The following is a 17,898-nucleotide window of genomic DNA, read 5'->3' on the forward strand; positions in this document are numbered from 1 at the left end:
ACACCAATAGAACAAACAGATGCAAGTCAAAGTGTAGTAGTAGGAGTTGAATACAAAGGTACGACTAAAAAAGCAGACGCATTTACAATAGATGCAAAGAGTATTTCTGCAAGAACATTAAAAACAAGTCTTACAGATGTAGCAAGATCTGTAATTAACCTATTAAAAATAAATGAGTAAGAATGAATAAACATTGATACTTATATTTTTAATTAATCTAATATTAAATTAAAATTTAAATTATGTATAAACCTCTTGATTGGTATAAATTTAGAAATATATTAATTAAGAGGTTTTTTATATGAATATTCGTCTTAATTTACCAATTTTATATACAAAAAATACTGTAGGTAAATTTGTTTTTATACAAATCTATTTACAGCCAAGAATAAGAGTGTAATGAAAAATGAATACTAACATTTAATGTATCTAGTATATTTAAAATATAATATATAAATTTTAGAAACTTTACATATAGCTTAGTATGCTTTCAAATATTCTTTTGTTGCTTAAATATATACTTTAAATAAGTTAGGCACTTTTAATTTTTATTACAAAACTTCACATAATTTTCATATGAATTATCTATTAAATTCACATACAAGAGTTATTATATAAACATAGAAGATAGTAAAACTAGCTTAAAAACATAATATAATACCCTATATGAAATAGTGGCAACTCTCCCTCACATCCTCAATTGTTGCCACTATTTTAATTTTTTGTACAAAATAAAAAACCCCACAATAAAGTGGAGTCTTTCACAAATCTCATCTAACCTAAGCCTTAAAACAAACAGAATTTTTAATCTCAAGCTTTCTATTTATCTTAGCAACCTTAATCTTAATCTTATCCTTCAAAGGAATACATCCTATATTACTTTCACTTTTAACATCAACACTTCCAACAAACTTGCCAGAATCATTGTAATACTTTGCAACACCAACAATATCTCCCTTATGAATAGGATAACTCATATTTTTAAACACTATCTTAGGGTGTATATTCTCATTATCTGAAACAACCCCATACAAATCTTTATCAACTTTAACAGTTATCTTAAAATCATCAACACCATCAACACAAGGAGTCTCTATAATGTCCCCCTTATGAGCTATCTTCTTAGAATGGAAATTGTCTTTACCATACTTTAATAAAGTAGCAGAAGAAGAAATTCTATTCTTCTTATTACCATCACCAAGAACAACTCCTATTAATCTATGATTTCTTTCATTTTTATCGTCCTTAGGTACCATCATAGAAAATGCAAGGCAATAACCAGCATTATCTGTATAGCCTGTCTTTATTCCATCAACACCAGGCACTGAAACTAATAGGGGATTTGTGTTATAGTGTGTAAAATCTTTCTTCGTATCATTATATACTTGCATAGTAGTTATTCTAGTAACTTGACTTTCATAATGGTCATACATATACTTTCCAAGTGCAACTATATCGTGAGCTGTTGATATATTTTCAATAGGTGGCTCCTTATGTTCTGGGTCAGTATATATAGGAAGTCCGTTTGGATTAAAATAATACGTATCAAGCATTCCTATTTCTTCAGCTTTCTTATTCATCATATTTACAAAATTCTTCTCAGTTTTACCAACATGTTTAGCTATAGCCATAGCAGCATCATTTCCGGATACAAGCATAAGACCTTGCATAAGCTCTCCTAAAGATATTTCATCACCATCTTTAAGTTTACAAGTAGAACCACCTACTGAAGCCGTAGACTTGTCTATCTTTACCATATCAGTTTCCTTTACCTGATTCTTATTGACTGCTTCTATTGCAAGTAAAAAAGTCATCATTTTACTTAAACTCGCTAGAGGCATTTTTTCATCACTATTTTTTTCAAATAATATTCTTTTAGTTTTCTGGTCTATAAGTAGTGCAGCTCTTGAAGAGTTTGGTACTGGTGGAGCATCTGCAGATGCAAATCCAGGAGTTATAAATATACAAATTAATGCAAGTATTGTTAACTGTTTTATTTTTTCTTTCAAAATCTCATCCTCCATTTCATATATTAATTAACATTCACAAAGTAGGTACTGTAAGTTTTATTTATTTAGATACTCATTAATCATATCTATTATATAAGCAATTTCTTCATCTGGTATCAAGATATTAAAGTAAGCTTCTGTTGGCTTAAAGGCCTCATGTATTAAATTATACAGTTCATAATTTTCACTGATTAACTCAGTGATGTTATTATATGGAAAAGTTGTATTTTTAAAACATCTTTCTATCATAAAAGAACAATGAAGTATATATCCTAACTTAAACTTGCTTTTTAGACCTTCATCTATCAATTCTATTATTGAAAATAATGATGAATTGACATAATTGAATAATTTAACAGAGTCTAAAAGCTCTAAGTTTTGAGACATAAAGTTTATTATTAGGCTGTTATATGATAAATTTGTTTCTTTTATGTTAGTAATGCTATTGGCATTAAATGTACCTTCTATTATTTTGTTCAACATATCTAGACCATACCCATTTAGGAGTTCTTCTATATGAATAAATGGGGTATTAGCCACATTAAAATCTACACTGCCAACAACTGCCAAAATTTTAGTGTTACTAAATTTATTCCTATACATTTTAAAACTCTCTATATTATGAGGAACTAAATTAATACTGTATTTATTAATACTTTTTAGTGAAGAGTTTATAAAATCTGCTATCTTCATAGCTGAACCATAACCCGTTATACAAGTCGTTATTATGGCATACTCTCTTGACTTCTCAGGATAATTTATTTCTGTTGAATCAATTGCAGCTCGCCCAATATATGGATTTAAAGAGCTTAAAGAATTAGCCAATTCATCCAAAGTCATTTCTGGTAGTGTACTTTTTCTTACTGCCTCTAAAACTATTGGAGTAGATACCATCTCAATAGAGCGTGTTTTAATTTTTGTTTTTTCTGAAATAAGTTCTCCAAAAGCTATGAGAGAACCCATATCTGTTAAAAGAAGTACTCCCTTACCTTCATCGCATTCTTTTACCAATTCTATAGCTTTATCAAGTATAGTACTTACCTTTACATCAAGAGGCATATCAATTGCATTACAGTGGTTTGTACCAAGTAATGAATTTGCTACATCACACATACTACTTGCTGTTGAATTTCCATGAGCAAGTATTATAACACCTATACTTTCAGATTGATTATTTGGTTCAAGGTATGTGCTATTTAGAAACATAGATATAAATTTTACTTCATCTTTAGGTAGTGATGTTTGTAAATCATTTTCGATTATACTTAAAACTATTTTAGCTATATTTAAATCTTTATCTAAGAAAATTTTATCATTATATAGATTGTACTTAGGGTTATATGTGTCTTGATTTATATTTTCTATAAGTGCACTTATATGCATTGAAAGAGCAATATAAGTTTGTTTTGTATATTTGTTTCTCGATATTTTTTCAGCTTCTTTTAAAGAGTGTTCAACAGCATAGTAAATCTTTGGATTAATTACCTTGAAAATTTCATTACTTGTATAATCAGAATGAGTTACTGAAGATATTGAAAGTAACTTTGTAGAGTATTTTTCCATGTAATTTATAAACATACTCCTTATGTCATTTTCTAGATAAGGAATCTCTGTAGAATATTTAAACCCATTGTTTGGTGTATCTATATTGTATTTAGAGAGTTCTTTTGTATATTCAACCTCCAAATTGTTACCATTAAATTCATAAAAAAGCATGTAATCAAGTTCTGATAATTTATTTAGATTACTGCGATTTTCATTCAATTTTAAAAGACCAGTGTATATATAATCAGGAACAAGAGACAAATCTATTTCTATATTTTCTTTTAGACCAGTCTTATAATTTAAAAAGGCTCTTGCACTCATAAGTTGTATATCAGATTTAAGTTGACCTATATTACCAAAACAATCATAAAGAAGTAAAGATTTAATGACATCTTTGTGAACTCTTATAGTTGCATTGGTATATTTAGATTCTATAATAAAGAAGTATTTAATAAGAGATAATCTTTCTTTTAAGGACCTATCCTGTAAAGCAGGTAGGTTAATTGTAACTGGGATTCTTCTTAAAAAAGTCCCAAGTAGTGAAGAATGTATATCTTCTGTTGTGGCACACACAATAAAAACAGTAGCTTTATGTACGATGTCGGATTCTCCTAATCGTCTGTATATGCCTTTGTCCATCAAAAGAAAAAGCATCTCTTGACCTTCTGGGGGTAATCTATGTATTTCATCTAAGAATAATATACCTCCATCAGCCTGTGCGACTATCCCGAATTTATCCTTATTAGCACCAGTAAAAGAGCCTTTAACATAACCAAATAAATTACTTAAGAGTAAGTTAGCATTCTCTGCATATTCAGCACAGTTAAATACAACAAATTTACTTTCAGAAGAAAAGACTTTACTTTCTACAGCATATTTATACATTGTTTCAGCAAATGTGCTTTTTCCAACACCAGTAGGTCCTATGAGTAATGTGTTAAGACCTTTTGGAGGGTAGAGTATAGCAGATTTAGCTTTTTCTATAGCTAGTTTAAGACTAGAATCATGTCCAAGTAATGTTGAAAAAATATCTTCTGAATCATTTTTACTTGATTTAAGTAGTTCATTACAATTACTTATGGAAAACTCAGAGTTGTCTAAAGTATGACCAATTAAGTTTTCAATAATACCAGCATGTAAAAACAAAATGGGTTTGCCAGGTATTTTTATAACTTTCTTTTCATTAAATAGGTTATTTAATTCTTTACTGGTATTACTTCTATCAAGAGATGAATTATTAGCAACTTCTATTGTAGTAAATCCTGCTTTCTCTGATTGAAGGTCTTTTAAAGTTATATTTTCACATAATTTATGTAGTGATAATAGAACCTTATCTTTTCTTAGCATATATTGCCTCCTTTCTTTATATTTAAGTTATACTTAAGTTATATTAAATATATTATAATATATATTTGGTATTAAAATAAGGTTTATAGTGGATATTTTGTATTTTACTTTTTAATATGTTGTTTTGTGTAATGGATGGTGTTAAAATAAGAGTTGCATTATACTAGATATAGATTTTTATGGATTTAGTTAGGATATTATGTTGTTATATAAATAAATATAAGTTTTAAATACATTTCAATATATAACTATCAAATTAAAGTAAAACTCGTGAAAGTTAAAAAACAAAAAATTAGAAAGTACATAGTTTTATTGAAGAGAATACTATACAATTTAAAAGATTATATCAATGGTTGAAAGTGTTTGTTATATATTAATTCAGCCATTTTATGCTGTAAACAACTTTAAAATTTAGTTTTGACAAGCATAAAAAACAAGTTTTTTCATAAAATGTAAATATTGGATATTGTTTATTTAAAATAGTTTAAATAAATAATATCTTGTAATAAAATATGAATAATACTATAAAAGAATGGGAGATATGTTTTGTGGATATAGATAGAATTTTAAACTTTTCCTCAAACGCAGGTAAAGCTATGTTGCAAAGTGGAGGAGAAACTTATAGAGTTGAAGAAACGATAGCTAGAATATGTCAATCTTTTGGAATAGACCATGTAGATGTATTTGCGACCCCAACAGCTGTAATGGCATCTGTGTTTGTAGATGGAAAATTACATTCAGCAATTAAAAGAATAAGCTCAAGAAGGGTAGACCTAAACTTGGTTCATGAGGTTAACTCATTATCAAGGGCAATAAGTATAAATAATTTAGATATTGAATTATGTGAAAAAATTTTAGATGAGATAAGTGAAGATAACTACTATTCAGATTTAATAACAATATTTTTTGCAGGCATTGCAGCAGCGACATTTTCGATACTATTTGGAGGAAATATAGAAGAGTTTATAGCCGCATTTACTGTGGGAATTTTGACTAAGTTTGTTACTATGTACTTAAATAAATCATCATTAAATGACTTCTTTGTAAATGCAATCGGAGCAGTTATTATAGCTCTTTGTTCTATTATAATCTTGAAGCTTGGGTTTATAAAGACAATAGACCATCTGATAGCAGGAGCGATAATGTTATTAGTACCTGGTCTAGCACTGACTAATGCTTTAAGAGATTTATTAGATGGACAATTGATTTCTGGTCTTGCAAAGTTAGCAGAAGTATTTTTTATAGGTGTATCTATAGCGGTAGGAATGTTCTTGGTACTTGGATTGTACTTCAAGTTAGGGGGGATATAAATGCATTTGTTTATAGAGGTAATAGCAGCTTTTTTTACAGCCTTAAGCTTTGGAGTGCTATTTAATATGAAAGGAAAGAATTTGATACTATCTGGTATAGGTGGAAGTATCGCTTGGTTTTCATATAAATTTTGTTTGAATATGGGTGTGACAGAAAACTTGTGTTTCTTTATAGCTACAGTATGTTTTGCAATATATTGTGAGTTATGTGCTAGAATTTATATGACTCCAGCAACCACATTAAGTGTATGTTGTCTAATAATATTAGTACCAGGTTATGGAATATATAATACTATGTATTCTGTTTTGACAAATAATTATATCAAAGCAGTAGAGTATGGTGTAAGTACATTATCCTGTGCAAGTTCAATTGCGTTGGGACTGGTATTTATAACTACAGTATTTAGAAAAGTAAACTTATATGGAATGTTTACCAAAATAAAAGAAAATGAAAAATATAAGAAGGGTATAAATAAAATTAAGCCACAAAAATAGAAAAAATTGACTTTTAGGTAAAAGGATGATAATATAATAACATAAAATAGAATAAGAATATCTAAATTAGAAAAGATGTTCTTATTCTATAGAAATAGTTTTTTTTTATTTCAAAAAACTGACAACTTGCATTACAGATGTAAGTTTTAGTGTTCAGTTTGTACCAAAAAATTTGTACCAATGCTAGAAACCTTAATTTAAATTGAAAAGGGGGAAGATTTCAAGATGGAAAAGCTGTCGGATAAGAGAAGAGTCAAGGCAGTAAGTATGGAAACCTTCGTATTTATTGTACTATTGGCGGTAGGATTTGGATATGTAGGAAGCATCATGGGTGCAGGTATGATGTTTAAAGTAATAATGAGTACAGCACATGCGCTTTTATTAGATACAGTATTTTTAATAATGGCGATGGCAGTTCTTGCAGGTGCACTTAGTGCATTGCTTTCAGAATTCGGAGTAATATCTTTAGTTAATAAGATATTTAAGGGTCTTATGAGACCTATATGGGGCTTACCTGGTGCTAGTATAGCAGGAGTAGTTGCAACATATTTATCTGATAATCCAGCTATTATACCATTTGCTAAAGACAAAACATTTACACAATATTTTAAGAAGTATCAGATACCTGCTTTATGTAACTTAGGAACAGCCTTTGGTATGGGGCTTATTGTAACGACTTTCATGATAGCTCAAGGTAAAGAATATGTACTACCAGCTATAATAGGTAATGTTGGGGCAATAATAGGTAGTATTATTAGTGTTAGAATTATGTTGACTTTTACTAAAAAGTATTATAATTATGACCCTAAAAGCGATACTGAAAAACAAGTAAATGAAAAAGGTACAAAAATTGAAGAGTTTAGAGAAATAAGAGATGGTAATGTATTCCAAAGAGGATTGGATGCTATACTTGAAGGTGGTAAGTTAGGTGTTGAAATGGGTATGGCTATAATACCAGGAGTTTTAGTAGTTTGTACATTGGTTATGTTATTAACTTTTGGACCATCTACAGACCCTGCTACAGGTCAGGCTGTTTACACAGGAGCTGCATATGAAGGTATAAAATTATTACCTGCTATTGGTGATAAAATTAGCTTCATAATAGAGCCATTATTTGGATTCACATCACCAGAAGCAATCGCATTCCCTGTAACTGCATTAGGAGCTGTTGGAGCAGCGATATCTTTAGTACCAGAATTTATAAAATCAGGTGCTATAACTCCTAATGATATAGCAGTATTTACAGCTATGGGTATGTGTTGGAGTGGATACCTAAGTACACACATAGGTATGATGGATGCTTTAGAAGCAAGACCATTAGCTGGTAAAGCAATACTTTCACATACAATAGGTGGTTTATGTGCAGGTATATGTGCCCACTTTATATTTATGCTCGTTGGATAAAAATGTTCTAGAAATCAAATATTAAGATATTATAATTTATAAAGTTGAATAAACTAATGATTTAAGTATAAAATAAAATTAGTAATTTAAATATATAGAGGTGCTGTTTTGAAATAGAGATTTACTTTCATTTTAAGACAGCACCTTTTAGTAATTTAGATAAACTAATTAAATGTATTGATTGAATTTATTATGATAAAATTGTATTATATACAATAGAGTCAATTTAAACAGTAACAATAAGGAGGAATTGTAGTAGATGAAAAAGGAACGACTACATCATGAAGACTTAAAAGAGTATGATTATGATGAAGATGATTATCTCAGTAGAAAGGTGATTATTAAGGACTTCATAAAAACTATATTGGTTATGATGATTGCTACTGGAATATCAGTAGTTTTTGAAAAGGTAGGTTTTAATGAATCTAATATTATATTGGTATACATATTAGGTGTGCTGTTTGCTACAAGTATAACGTATGGGTATTTTTTTGGAATACTTTCTTCAGTAATAGGAGTGCTATCATTTAACTTTTTCTTTACACATCCATTATATACTTTTTTAGCCTATAGGAAGGATTATCCTATAACATTTTGTATTATGCTGATGGCAGCTATTATAACAAGTACCCTAACTTCTAGAATAAAAAGAGAAGTGAGACTTTCTCATAAAAGAGAAAAAATGATAAGGTTGCTTTATGAGAACAATAAAACATTACTTAAAGCAAAAAATAAGAATCAAATTATTGAGTTTTGTGGGACTAATTTAGTAAACATGTTAAATAGAACTGTTATAGTAACCATTTCAGATGGCGATAATAATTTAGGTAAGCCAAGTATCTATATTTGTAACAATGATGGGAGTGAGAACATATTCCATTCAGTATTAGAAAAGGAAGCTATAAAAGAAGCTTTTAGGACAGGCGAACCAGTTGGAATCGGAACAAAATATTGTAAAAAGAGTAGTGCATACTACTTTCCTATAAAAGGTCAAGAATCGAATGTACTTGGTGTTATAGGTATTGCATGTTTTAAAATAGATATTATTACAGAAAATGAAAAGATATTGTTAGAAGCTGTTTCGACACAGGTTGCATTGGCAATCGATAGAGAAAATTTATTTGAAAAGAATAAAAAAGCTAATCTTGAGGCAGAAAGAGAGAGATTAAGAGGCAATTTACTTAGATCAATCTCTCATGATTTAAGAACTCCACTTACAAGCATATTAGGTTCATCTTCAACAATACTTGAAAATGATGATATGATAGACAAAGAAACTAGAGTAGAATTAGTAAAAAATATATATGAAGATACAAGTTGGCTGACTCATTCTGTTGAGAACATACTTAGTATGACTAGAATAGATGAAGGCAAATTGGATATTGAAAAACGACCAGAAGTTGTTGATGAAATAATAGCAGAATCTATACTAAGAGTGAAAAAGTTTGCTAATAATAGGGATATACAAACTAATATTCCAGAAGAAATAATAGTAGTTCATGTAGATGTATTGTTAATAGAACAAGTTTTAGTAAACTTAATCGATAATGCTATAAGACATACACCTAAAGATTCCAAAATAGAATTAACTGTAAATAAAGAGTCAAATCAAGTTCTATTTGCAGTTTCAGATAATGGAAAAGGAATACCAAATGAAGATATTGATAATATCTTTAATAGATTTTATACTAAGAATAAATCTAGAAATCTTGAAAGAAGAGGGATTGGTCTTGGATTAGAGATATGTAAGTCTATAGTAGAAGCTCATGGAGGAGAAATTATAGCTTTTAATAATTCTTCTGGAGGAGCTACATTTAGATTTAGTATACCTATATATGAAGAGGAGGCGAAAGGCGAGTGGAAATAAAGCCATTAGTTCTAATTGTAGAAGATGACAAGCCAATTTGTAAATTTATAAAGGTGTCTCTTGAAACTCAAAGTTATAGGTGTGTAGAGACTGATAATGGAGGAACCGCCATATCACTTATACATTCTCTTGACCCAGACTTAATAATTTTAGATTTAGGTCTACCAGATATTGATGGAATTGAAGTAATAGGACGAGTTAGAGCATGTGCTAAAAATAACAAAATAATCGTTGTTTCAGCAAGAGAACATGAAAGAGATAAAGTTGAGGCTTTGGATGGAGGAGCTGACGATTATTTGACCAAACCTTTTAGTGTAACAGAGCTTTTAGCTAGAGTGCGTGTAGCTCTTAGAAATAAGGCTCAACAAGGTAATATAAACAATGATACTCCAAAGGTTTTTGAAGTTAAAAATCTAAAGATAGATTATGAAAATCATACTGTTTTAATTAATGATAAAGAAATACATTTAACTCCAATTGAATATAAGATTATTGAATTAATGTCTAAGTATTCAGGAAGAGTTTTAACTCATAAATTTATAATAGATAAGGTCTGGGGAAATTACTATGAAAGTGAAAACCAGTCCCTTAGAGTATTTATGGCAAGTATAAGGAGAAAAATCGAAAAAAACCCTGCTCAACCAGAGTATATTTTGACTGAAGTTGGAGTAGGCTATCGTATGGCAGATGAATAGTTATGAAATTAAGATAATATTAATTAGATAAAAATTATCTGCTATTCTAATAAATATGAATATTTTAAACAGAATAGAAATAGCTATGTATATTTTATAATGAATAGATATAAAATCAATTTATCTAATCTTAAATCTACATAGTTATTTTTGTATTTTAAGATATATTTTTTCATGAAATAATATATGTTTTAAATTGGGGATTAATTTCCTATAGACATTACCTTTTGTAGAAAAATTATCTATATAATACTATAGATGTTTGTATAGAAGTTCTTTACCATAAATATAGAATGTGAGATAATAAATTAAATAAAAATAGAAAGTAATGAGGATATAATTTTTAGAAAGTATAAAATTGATGGATTAGGAGCGAAGTTTATGATAGTGGGTATTATAGGCCCTTCAGACTCTGGGTTTAAGATAAAGGATGATTTAAAACAGATAGACAGTGATTTAGAAACTAAAATATATGTAAGAGAAAAAGTGGTAGATACAATAGAAGTTATTTCTAAATGTGAAGATGAATGTGATGCTATTATATTTACAGGATGTGCAGTTTATGAGTTTATAAAATCTAAGTATGAGATAAGCAAACCACATTCATTTGTACCAAGAAGTGGTACAAGCATAATGAAGGCATTTTGGGCAATAAAAAGTGAGGATATAAAGTTAGATAAATTCAGTATAGATGTAGTAGATAGATATGTTGTAGAAGATGCACTTAAAGAATTTGATATAAAAGCTACAAGTGTGTTTTGTAATCCGTTTTCTTTGGAAGTAGGAGAATCTGAGCTTGTAGAATGGCATATAAAATTATTTGAAGAAAATAAAACAGATATAATGTTAACTGGTTTCGGAGCAGTATATAATGAATTAAAAGAAAGAGGTTATCCAGCATTTCGTCTACAAGCTACTATACAATTAATCAAAGAAAGTTATGAGAAAGTAAAGAGTGAATATGCTCTAAGTAAGGCTAGATTTTCTCAAATTGCTGTTGAAATCTTGAGTATAATAGATTATAAAGAGAAGATAGATAACTATTATTCTGATATGATAAAAAAATCAGATATGGATAAGCTTGTAGTAAACTATGTGAGAAGTATTCAAGGCTCCCTATTTTTATTTGGAAGAAATGATTATGTTGTATTTGTCCATAAAGGAGTAGCTGATAATGAGTATAACTACGATAAGTTATTTAAACTGAAGAGAGATATAAAAGATATGGGATTTTCTCTTAGTATAGGAATTGGTACTGGAGTAACTGCATATCAAGCTGAGAATAATGCACATAAAGCATTAAGACGCTCTATAGATTCAAAAGAAATTGGCATATATTTAGTAGATGAAGATGAAAATATAAGAGGTCCTTTAGCCTCAGAAAATGAATTAAATTATTCTTTAATGTTGTCTGATGAAAAAGTAATAGATATATCTAAAAAGACTGGAATGAGTTGTGAATCAGTTGCAAAAATTATTGCTATAAGTGAGAATAGGCAAAGTAAGATTTATGATTCAAAAGAATTAGCAGAATATCTAAATGTAAGTGAAAGAAGTGCAAGGCGTATATTAAATAAAATAGTGAGTGCAGACCTAGGTAGGATATGTGCAAAAGAAACTAGCATTGGTGGAGGAAGACCTAAAAATATTACTGAAATATTATTTTAAAAAACTGCATCAACTACTGCAATAAATTATTATATAAAATACTAAAACCTATGTAAAACAAGCTTTTAAGATATAACTTATAAAGTTGAAAATACATAGGTTTTTAGTTTTATAATTTTAAGATATCTGTTGTAATATTTATAATTTAATCATATGATAAACTATTTTAGCAGTATCATACAATTCATCTATATTTACGTATTCATTAACTGTGTGAACATCATACATACCTAGACTCAATATAGCACAGTTATATCCAAGATTAGCTAATATATTTGCATCACTTCCACCACCAATTACCATTGGGTTTGGAACAACACCAACTTGTCTTATTGCTTCTTCACTCAATTTGAATACATGACTATCTCTACTAAGTTCAAAACTAGGATAAGACATATTATGCTCAAAAGTATAAGTAGTATTAAATTTAGATGCAGCATCTTTGCAACACTTCTCCATATGATTAAGTTCATACTCTAAAGTTTCAGGTATATGAGACCTAATTTCAGCAGTCAATGTAACCTTGTCAGTTACTATATTTGTAGCTCCACCACCTTCTATCTTACCTATGTTTGAAGTAGTTAATGAATCTATTCTGCCTATATGCATATTACTTATTGCATGAGAAGCTACCAATATAGCATTTATGCCTTTTTCAGGCTCTATACCAGCATGTGCTTTCTTACCATAAAAAGAGATTTTTATAGATTGCTGAGCAGGAGCTTTATATGCTATCGAACCAATAGCTCCACCAGAATCTAAAATCACCATATCTTTACAAGGTAAGTTGTCAGGATTAAAGTTTTTAACACCATGCATACCAGCTTCCTCACAGATTGTAAAACAAAGATAAATATCTCTATGTGGGATTTTTTCTGTAATAACATGTTCTAATGCTTCAAGTATAGCAGCTATTCCAGCCTTATCATCTGCACCAAGTGTAGTAGTACCATCACTTCTAACTATGTTACCATCTAGTACAGGCTTTACACCTAAACAAGGTTGAACTTGGTCCATATGTGCACATAAACAAAGAGGTCTACTTCCTTCTTCACCTTTTATATAGGCAATAACATTTCCTGTATTACCACCATATTTTTCACCAGCATCATCTATAATGGCATCTATATTTCTTTCTTTTAAGTAGTTTACAAGCCATTTAGACATTTCTAATTCTTGATTAGAGGGACTATCAATTTTAACCATATCCATAAAATTATTTATAAGTCTATTTTTATCTAACATAAATTTTTCTCCTTTTAGAAAGATTTAATTAAATTACATACTATATGAAGGTAGTATTCCAGGTCCTAATGGAATATTAAATACCATAAATAATATCAATAATATAGTCCATACTATTAAGAATGAGATTGAGTATGGTAACATGTTAGCTATTACAGTACCCATACCAGCATCTTTATCATATTTTCTCGTAAATGCTAATATAATAGGGAAGTATGGGAATAATGGACTAAGTGGATTTGTTATACAATCACCTATACGATAAGCCATTTGAGTAAGTGCTGGATTGTATCCAACCATCATAAACATTGGTACAAATATAGGTGCAAGGATAGCCCATTTTGCAGATGCACTACCTATAAATAAATTTATAAAACAAGATAAGATAATAAATCCTATCAATAATAAAGGTCCATTTATTCCTGCTGATTTTAAAAATTCTCCACCTTTTACAGCTAGTATTAAACCTAAATTACTATTTGTAAACAACTGTAAAAATTGTGAAGCTGCAAATGCTAGTATTATATATCCACCCATATCACTCATTGCACCAGCCATTATAGAGACAACATCCTTGTCCTTTTTTATCTTACCTATAGTTTTTCCATATACAACACCAGGTATAAAAAATGCTAATGCTATTATAGGTACCATACCTTTCATAAGAGGAGCATTGTTTGATAGTAAGTCTCCTGTTTCTGGGTCAGCTAAGAATGGTTTTTTACCAATTACACTAAGAGCTATTATGATTGCTGCATATATTAATATACTTATACCAGCCCTTTTAAGACCTTTTTTTTCTGCATCATTAAGACTACCATCAACATCTAATTCTGCATTTCCTTCATACTTACCAAATCTAGGCGCTACAATCTTTTCCGTTACCCATGTTGCTAACAGTATTAAAACAAAAGTTGATGCTATCATAAAGAATAAGTTCATTGTTGCATTAGCTTGAAATCCAGAGTCAATCATTTGGGCTGCTGGAACTGTAAAACTTGCAGCAAGTATATCATTGACACTTATCATAATATTTGCAGCAAATCCTAGACAGACTGCTGCATACCCAGAAAATAAACCTATAAGAGGATGTCTACCAACACCAAGGTATACAAGTGCAGCTAGTGGTGGAAATAGTATTGTACCTGCATCTGATGCAATATTGGCAAGCATACCTATAGTCATTACAACAAGAGTTACTTTTGTTTCAGGAATCTTGCTTACTGATGCTTTGATTGTTGCTGTCATAAGTCCAGTTTTATCACATACACCAGCACCTATCATAGTTACTAAAACTAATCCTAAAGGAGCAAATCCTTGAAAATTACTAACTATATTTCCTAGAAGAATTTGAAGCTGTTCTACAGTCAATAGATTTACAGCTTTTATGGTTTCTCCTGTACCAGGATGAACTACTGATATACCCATAGAGCCAACTATACTAGATAGTATAAGTAAAAGTACACATAGTCCTAAAAATATTGTAACTGGGTCTGGTAGTTTATTACCAACAGTTTCTATCCTGTTTAATGTTCTGTCAAAAAAATTTTTCTTCTTAACTACGTTATCATTCATAATATCCCTCCCTAATAATTAAAAAATAAGTATTGTGGTCAAATTTATAATTAAAATTATGATTGTCGATTTAAGACGTGTCCACAATATGTCCTAAAAAAAGTATAAAATAAACTTTTAACTATGTCAATGTAATTTTCTGAATTTTCTGTATGAGTAGTGTTAATTAAATATGATTTAAGTAAATTAATGACGAATTATATCTAATGTATTTGAATAACATATACACTTTAAATTTAATTTTAAAATAAAATTTTAGAAAAAGCTAGTGGAAGATTAAGTTATTAAAGTAATAATCTAATAAAATGTTAAGCTTTTAGAATGCTTAGAGTGTAGATTTGATTCAAAATCGAAAAGAAAAAATCAATTATTAGTTTTTTATAATATATATATAATATAAAAATTATCTACACCGATAATTTATGTAAATTAGTAATATAAATTTCTAGAGATGTATGTATATCTTTCTAGAGTGGTGCTTTTTAATGACTTTTATATATTGAAATGATATAATATATCCGAGTAATAAGTAAAGGAATATTAAATTAAAATTAAGATATTTGTAGGTTTATTTAAAATATATGTTAATATTAGCATCTTTTTATAGAAAGTCTAATGGGAATATAAACCATTTATAATTATAAATTCTTAGAGAAATCCTTTAAACTATAAAAAATACTGTAGTTAAATCACTTTTTAAATTAATCAGAAATAGAAGATTTCATTTATAAGAGTATTGTATTTGTACTATAGAAGTATTAAATGATTCATAAGCAAGTATAGGTGATGCATAAGGAGGATATGATGCTAGAGACACTATTAAGAAATTTTAGAGCAAAGAAGATGGATTTGTATCAGTCTGAAATTAGAATTAGAAATTACCATAGTTTGAATGGCCTATCACTAGTAGGGCTTACTATTTCAACTATGGTTCTTATATTTGGATTGACTTTATCAGAAGTAGTTACTTTTAATACAGAATTTTTTCTTATATTTGGATATTTTCTTATTCTTCATATCCTTTGTAAATTTTATTTAAAAGAACACACTAAATATATAACATGTATTTTTTATGGAGTATTAACGCCAGTTATGATAATGGGTATTTTAATGGGAACTTTTTTAGATAAAACAGAACCTTCAATTACAATCATGGTATTCATATGTGTACTTCCTCTATTCATATTAGATAAACCTTGGAGAATCATTCTTTATATAACAATAATTTCTATAGTTTATGGTATCTGTTGTTTTATAGCAAAGGATATAGATATGTTTATGGCAGACCTAGTCGATTTAGTTACATTTTATTTTTTATCTGTTGGTGTTAATTTCTTTATTTTAAATGACCGTATTGAAAGTGTAGAAAACTATATTAAGTATCGAGAAAAATCGGAAATTGATTTATTGACAGGTATATATAATCGAGGTTCTGGAGTCGAGATGATTGAAAAACTCATGTCTAAACAAAAATATGGTGCTTTTATTCTTATTGATATAGATGATTTTAAGTATATTAATGATTCTTATGGTCATATAGTAGGAGATTATTATCTAAAAGCTGTAGCTGAAAATATAAGAAATGTGTTTTATGATAGTATTGCATTAAGATTAGGTGGTGATGAGTTTGCTATCTATTCTGTAGAATTAACTGATGAAGAGAAGTGTAGGATACGATTTGAAAAATTATTTGAAGTATTAAATGATATGGAAGATTTATCAAGGGATAACTATGTATTTCATATCAGTTTAGGATGCTCTATTTGTGATGAAAATATTATCAATTTTGAAGAGTTGTATAGTAAAGCAGACGAAGCCCTTTATTCAGCAAAGGAAGCTGGAAAAGGATGCTATCGTATAAATTAGTTAGATTCTACTATATTCTATTCAAAGTGTGGAGAATATTTAAAAAATAATAAATCAGTTTTAAAGGAATTTGTTTTGTACTTTTTATAAAAATCTATGGATATCATTTGAATTGTGTAGATGATATAAAGTTATCTTATGTATATAGTGCAGATTCTGTTCTAATTTGCTACATTCAAATGGTTTTCCATGTCCAGGATAAATCATTTTGGGTTTTGTATTTATAATTGTTTCCCAAGACTGAGCAAATTCCATTTTATTTTCTGCAAATATGGTGATTTTATGAATACTTGGAAAGCCATTCATTGCAGAATCTCCACAAAATAAAGTCCCATTATTAAGTAGTAGGGAAATTGAATCAGAAGTATGTCCTGGTGTTTCTATGATTTTTCCATTTAATTCTTTTTCAATTTCTTTTAGATTATTGTCAGAGATAAGAATACATCTTTTTTCAAACTCTTGCTTTAGTGTAGGAAAACAATGTCCACCTTTTCCAAATAGTTTCATAATTTGACAAAAGAGAAAAGCGGTACGACTTGTGCATCCACCAATAAAAGAGTTTTGTCCTTTATATAGAGCTTTTAAAGCTTTATCATGCATGACAATTTTTGTATTAGGAGATTCTTCTAAAATCTGATTTATAAAACCTGCATGGTCATCATGGGCATGAGTTAGAAATATGTATCTAATGTCTTTGATTTTTATGTTGGATTTGAATATTTGTTTTTTGAAATGTTTAAAACCATTTTCATATCCAGTATCAATCAAGACAAAACCGTCTTGAATAGGGTATAACCAATTATTTACAATTAGGTTTCCTGCATTAAATGTTTTTTCAAACATTTTTTCACCACCTTAAATTAAAATAGAAA

At 28.9% G+C, this 17,898-nt stretch carries 13 protein-coding genes; 8 read left to right on the forward strand and 5 right to left on the reverse strand.

Translation table 11 applies throughout. The features are described 5' to 3' along the window. Window positions 1–180: hypothetical protein (locus tag KGF38_RS18075; protein WP_227832614.1), on the forward strand; the 180-nt coding region annotated here is incomplete at its 5' end. 599 nt (window positions 181–779) lie between these two features. On the opposite strand, the gene KGF38_RS18080 is transcribed toward KGF38_RS18075, so the two are convergent. Beyond that, on the reverse strand, window positions 780–2,024 hold the full coding sequence (locus KGF38_RS18080) for a D-alanyl-D-alanine carboxypeptidase family protein (protein WP_227832615.1): 1,245 nt from the start codon (window positions 2,022–2,024) through the stop codon (window positions 780–782). A 42-nt stretch (window positions 2,025–2,066) separates the two neighbouring features. Continuing rightward, complete coding sequence (locus KGF38_RS18085; protein ID WP_227832616.1) at window positions 2,067–4,901, reverse strand: sigma-54-dependent transcriptional regulator; 2,835 nt, start codon at window positions 4,899–4,901, stop codon at window positions 2,067–2,069. Window positions 4,902–5,449: 548 nt separating this feature from the next. On the opposite strand from KGF38_RS18085, the gene KGF38_RS18090 reads away from it, so the two are divergent. The 6 genes from KGF38_RS18090 (at window position 5,450) to KGF38_RS18115 (ending at window position 12,340) form a co-directional block, all read left to right on the forward strand. Then, a complete protein-coding gene (locus tag KGF38_RS18090; RefSeq protein ID WP_065388354.1) occupies window positions 5,450–6,211 on the forward strand; it encodes a threonine/serine exporter family protein in 762 nt (253 codons plus the stop codon). Continuing rightward, on the forward strand, window positions 6,212–6,706 hold the full coding sequence (locus KGF38_RS18095) for a threonine/serine exporter family protein (RefSeq protein ID WP_054269041.1): 495 nt from the start codon (window positions 6,212–6,214) through the stop codon (window positions 6,704–6,706). 225 nt (window positions 6,707–6,931) lie between these two features. Next, the gene (locus tag KGF38_RS18100; RefSeq protein ID WP_021383178.1) at window positions 6,932–8,110 is read left to right on the forward strand and encodes a hypothetical protein; all 1,179 of its coding nucleotides are present in this window, start codon (window positions 6,932–6,934) and stop codon (window positions 8,108–8,110) included. Window positions 8,111–8,369: 259 nt separating this feature from the next. Next, window positions 8,370–9,977 (forward strand): DUF4118 domain-containing protein, encoded by a 1,608-nt coding sequence (locus KGF38_RS18105; RefSeq protein WP_219673721.1) that lies wholly within the window; start codon window positions 8,370–8,372, stop codon window positions 9,975–9,977. Continuing rightward, the gene (locus KGF38_RS18110; RefSeq protein ID WP_054269043.1) at window positions 9,968–10,672 is read left to right on the forward strand and encodes a response regulator; all 705 of its coding nucleotides are present in this window, start codon (window positions 9,968–9,970) and stop codon (window positions 10,670–10,672) included. Before KGF38_RS18105 ends, KGF38_RS18110 begins: the two co-directional genes overlap by 10 nt. Window positions 10,673–11,053: 381 nt before the next feature. Continuing rightward, the gene (locus KGF38_RS18115) at window positions 11,054–12,340 is read left to right on the forward strand and encodes a transcriptional regulator (protein WP_227832617.1); all 1,287 of its coding nucleotides are present in this window, start codon (window positions 11,054–11,056) and stop codon (window positions 12,338–12,340) included. A 138-nt stretch (window positions 12,341–12,478) separates the two neighbouring features. Here the strand turns inward: KGF38_RS18115 and KGF38_RS18120 are convergent, their stop codons facing one another. Then, on the reverse strand, window positions 12,479–13,585 hold the full coding sequence (locus KGF38_RS18120; RefSeq protein WP_054269045.1) for a M20/M25/M40 family metallo-hydrolase: 1,107 nt from the start codon (window positions 13,583–13,585) through the stop codon (window positions 12,479–12,481). A gap of 33 nt (window positions 13,586–13,618) precedes the next feature. After that, window positions 13,619–15,160: an AbgT family transporter gene (locus KGF38_RS18125; protein ID WP_054269046.1), complete on the reverse strand. Its 1,542-nt coding sequence runs from the start codon at window positions 15,158–15,160 to the stop codon at window positions 13,619–13,621. An 804-nt stretch (window positions 15,161–15,964) separates the two neighbouring features. Here KGF38_RS18125 and KGF38_RS18130 point away from each other — a divergent pair. Further along, window positions 15,965–17,026, forward strand: a complete 1,062-nt coding sequence (locus tag KGF38_RS18130) for a GGDEF domain-containing protein (protein ID WP_054269047.1) — start codon at window positions 15,965–15,967, stop codon at window positions 17,024–17,026. A gap of 84 nt (window positions 17,027–17,110) precedes the next feature. Here KGF38_RS18130 and KGF38_RS18135 read toward each other — a convergent pair whose 3' ends face one another. Continuing rightward, entirely contained in the window at window positions 17,111–17,869 is a 759-nt protein-coding gene (locus tag KGF38_RS18135; protein WP_227832618.1) for an MBL fold metallo-hydrolase, read from the reverse strand. Window positions 17,870–17,898 lie beyond the last annotated feature (29 nt).

Source organism: Clostridioides sp. ZZV14-6387 (assembly GCF_020657835.1).
Classification (GTDB): Bacteria; Bacillota; Clostridia; order Peptostreptococcales; family Peptostreptococcaceae; genus Clostridioides; species Clostridioides difficile_A.

Coding starts and splice junctions, on each gene's coding strand:
- KGF38_RS18080 (WP_227832615.1), bottom strand. CDS start 2,024: ATGGAGGATGAGATTTTGAAAGAAAAAATAAAACAGTTAACAATACTT.
- KGF38_RS18130 (WP_054269047.1), top strand. CDS start 15,965: ATGCTAGAGACACTATTAAGAAATTTTAGAGCAAAGAAGATGGATTTG.
- KGF38_RS18085 (WP_227832616.1), bottom strand. CDS start 4,901: ATGCTAAGAAAAGATAAGGTTCTATTATCACTACATAAATTATGTGAA.
- KGF38_RS18100 (WP_021383178.1), top strand. CDS start 6,932: ATGGAAAAGCTGTCGGATAAGAGAAGAGTCAAGGCAGTAAGTATGGAA.
- KGF38_RS18135 (WP_227832618.1), bottom strand. CDS start 17,869: ATGTTTGAAAAAACATTTAATGCAGGAAACCTAATTGTAAATAATTGG.
- KGF38_RS18115 (WP_227832617.1), top strand. CDS start 11,054: ATGATAGTGGGTATTATAGGCCCTTCAGACTCTGGGTTTAAGATAAAG.
- KGF38_RS18095 (WP_054269041.1), top strand. CDS start 6,212: ATGCATTTGTTTATAGAGGTAATAGCAGCTTTTTTTACAGCCTTAAGC.
- KGF38_RS18125 (WP_054269046.1), bottom strand. CDS start 15,160: ATGAATGATAACGTAGTTAAGAAGAAAAATTTTTTTGACAGAACATTA.
- KGF38_RS18120 (WP_054269045.1), bottom strand. CDS start 13,585: ATGTTAGATAAAAATAGACTTATAAATAATTTTATGGATATGGTTAAA.
- KGF38_RS18105 (WP_219673721.1), top strand. CDS start 8,370: ATGAAAAAGGAACGACTACATCATGAAGACTTAAAAGAGTATGATTAT.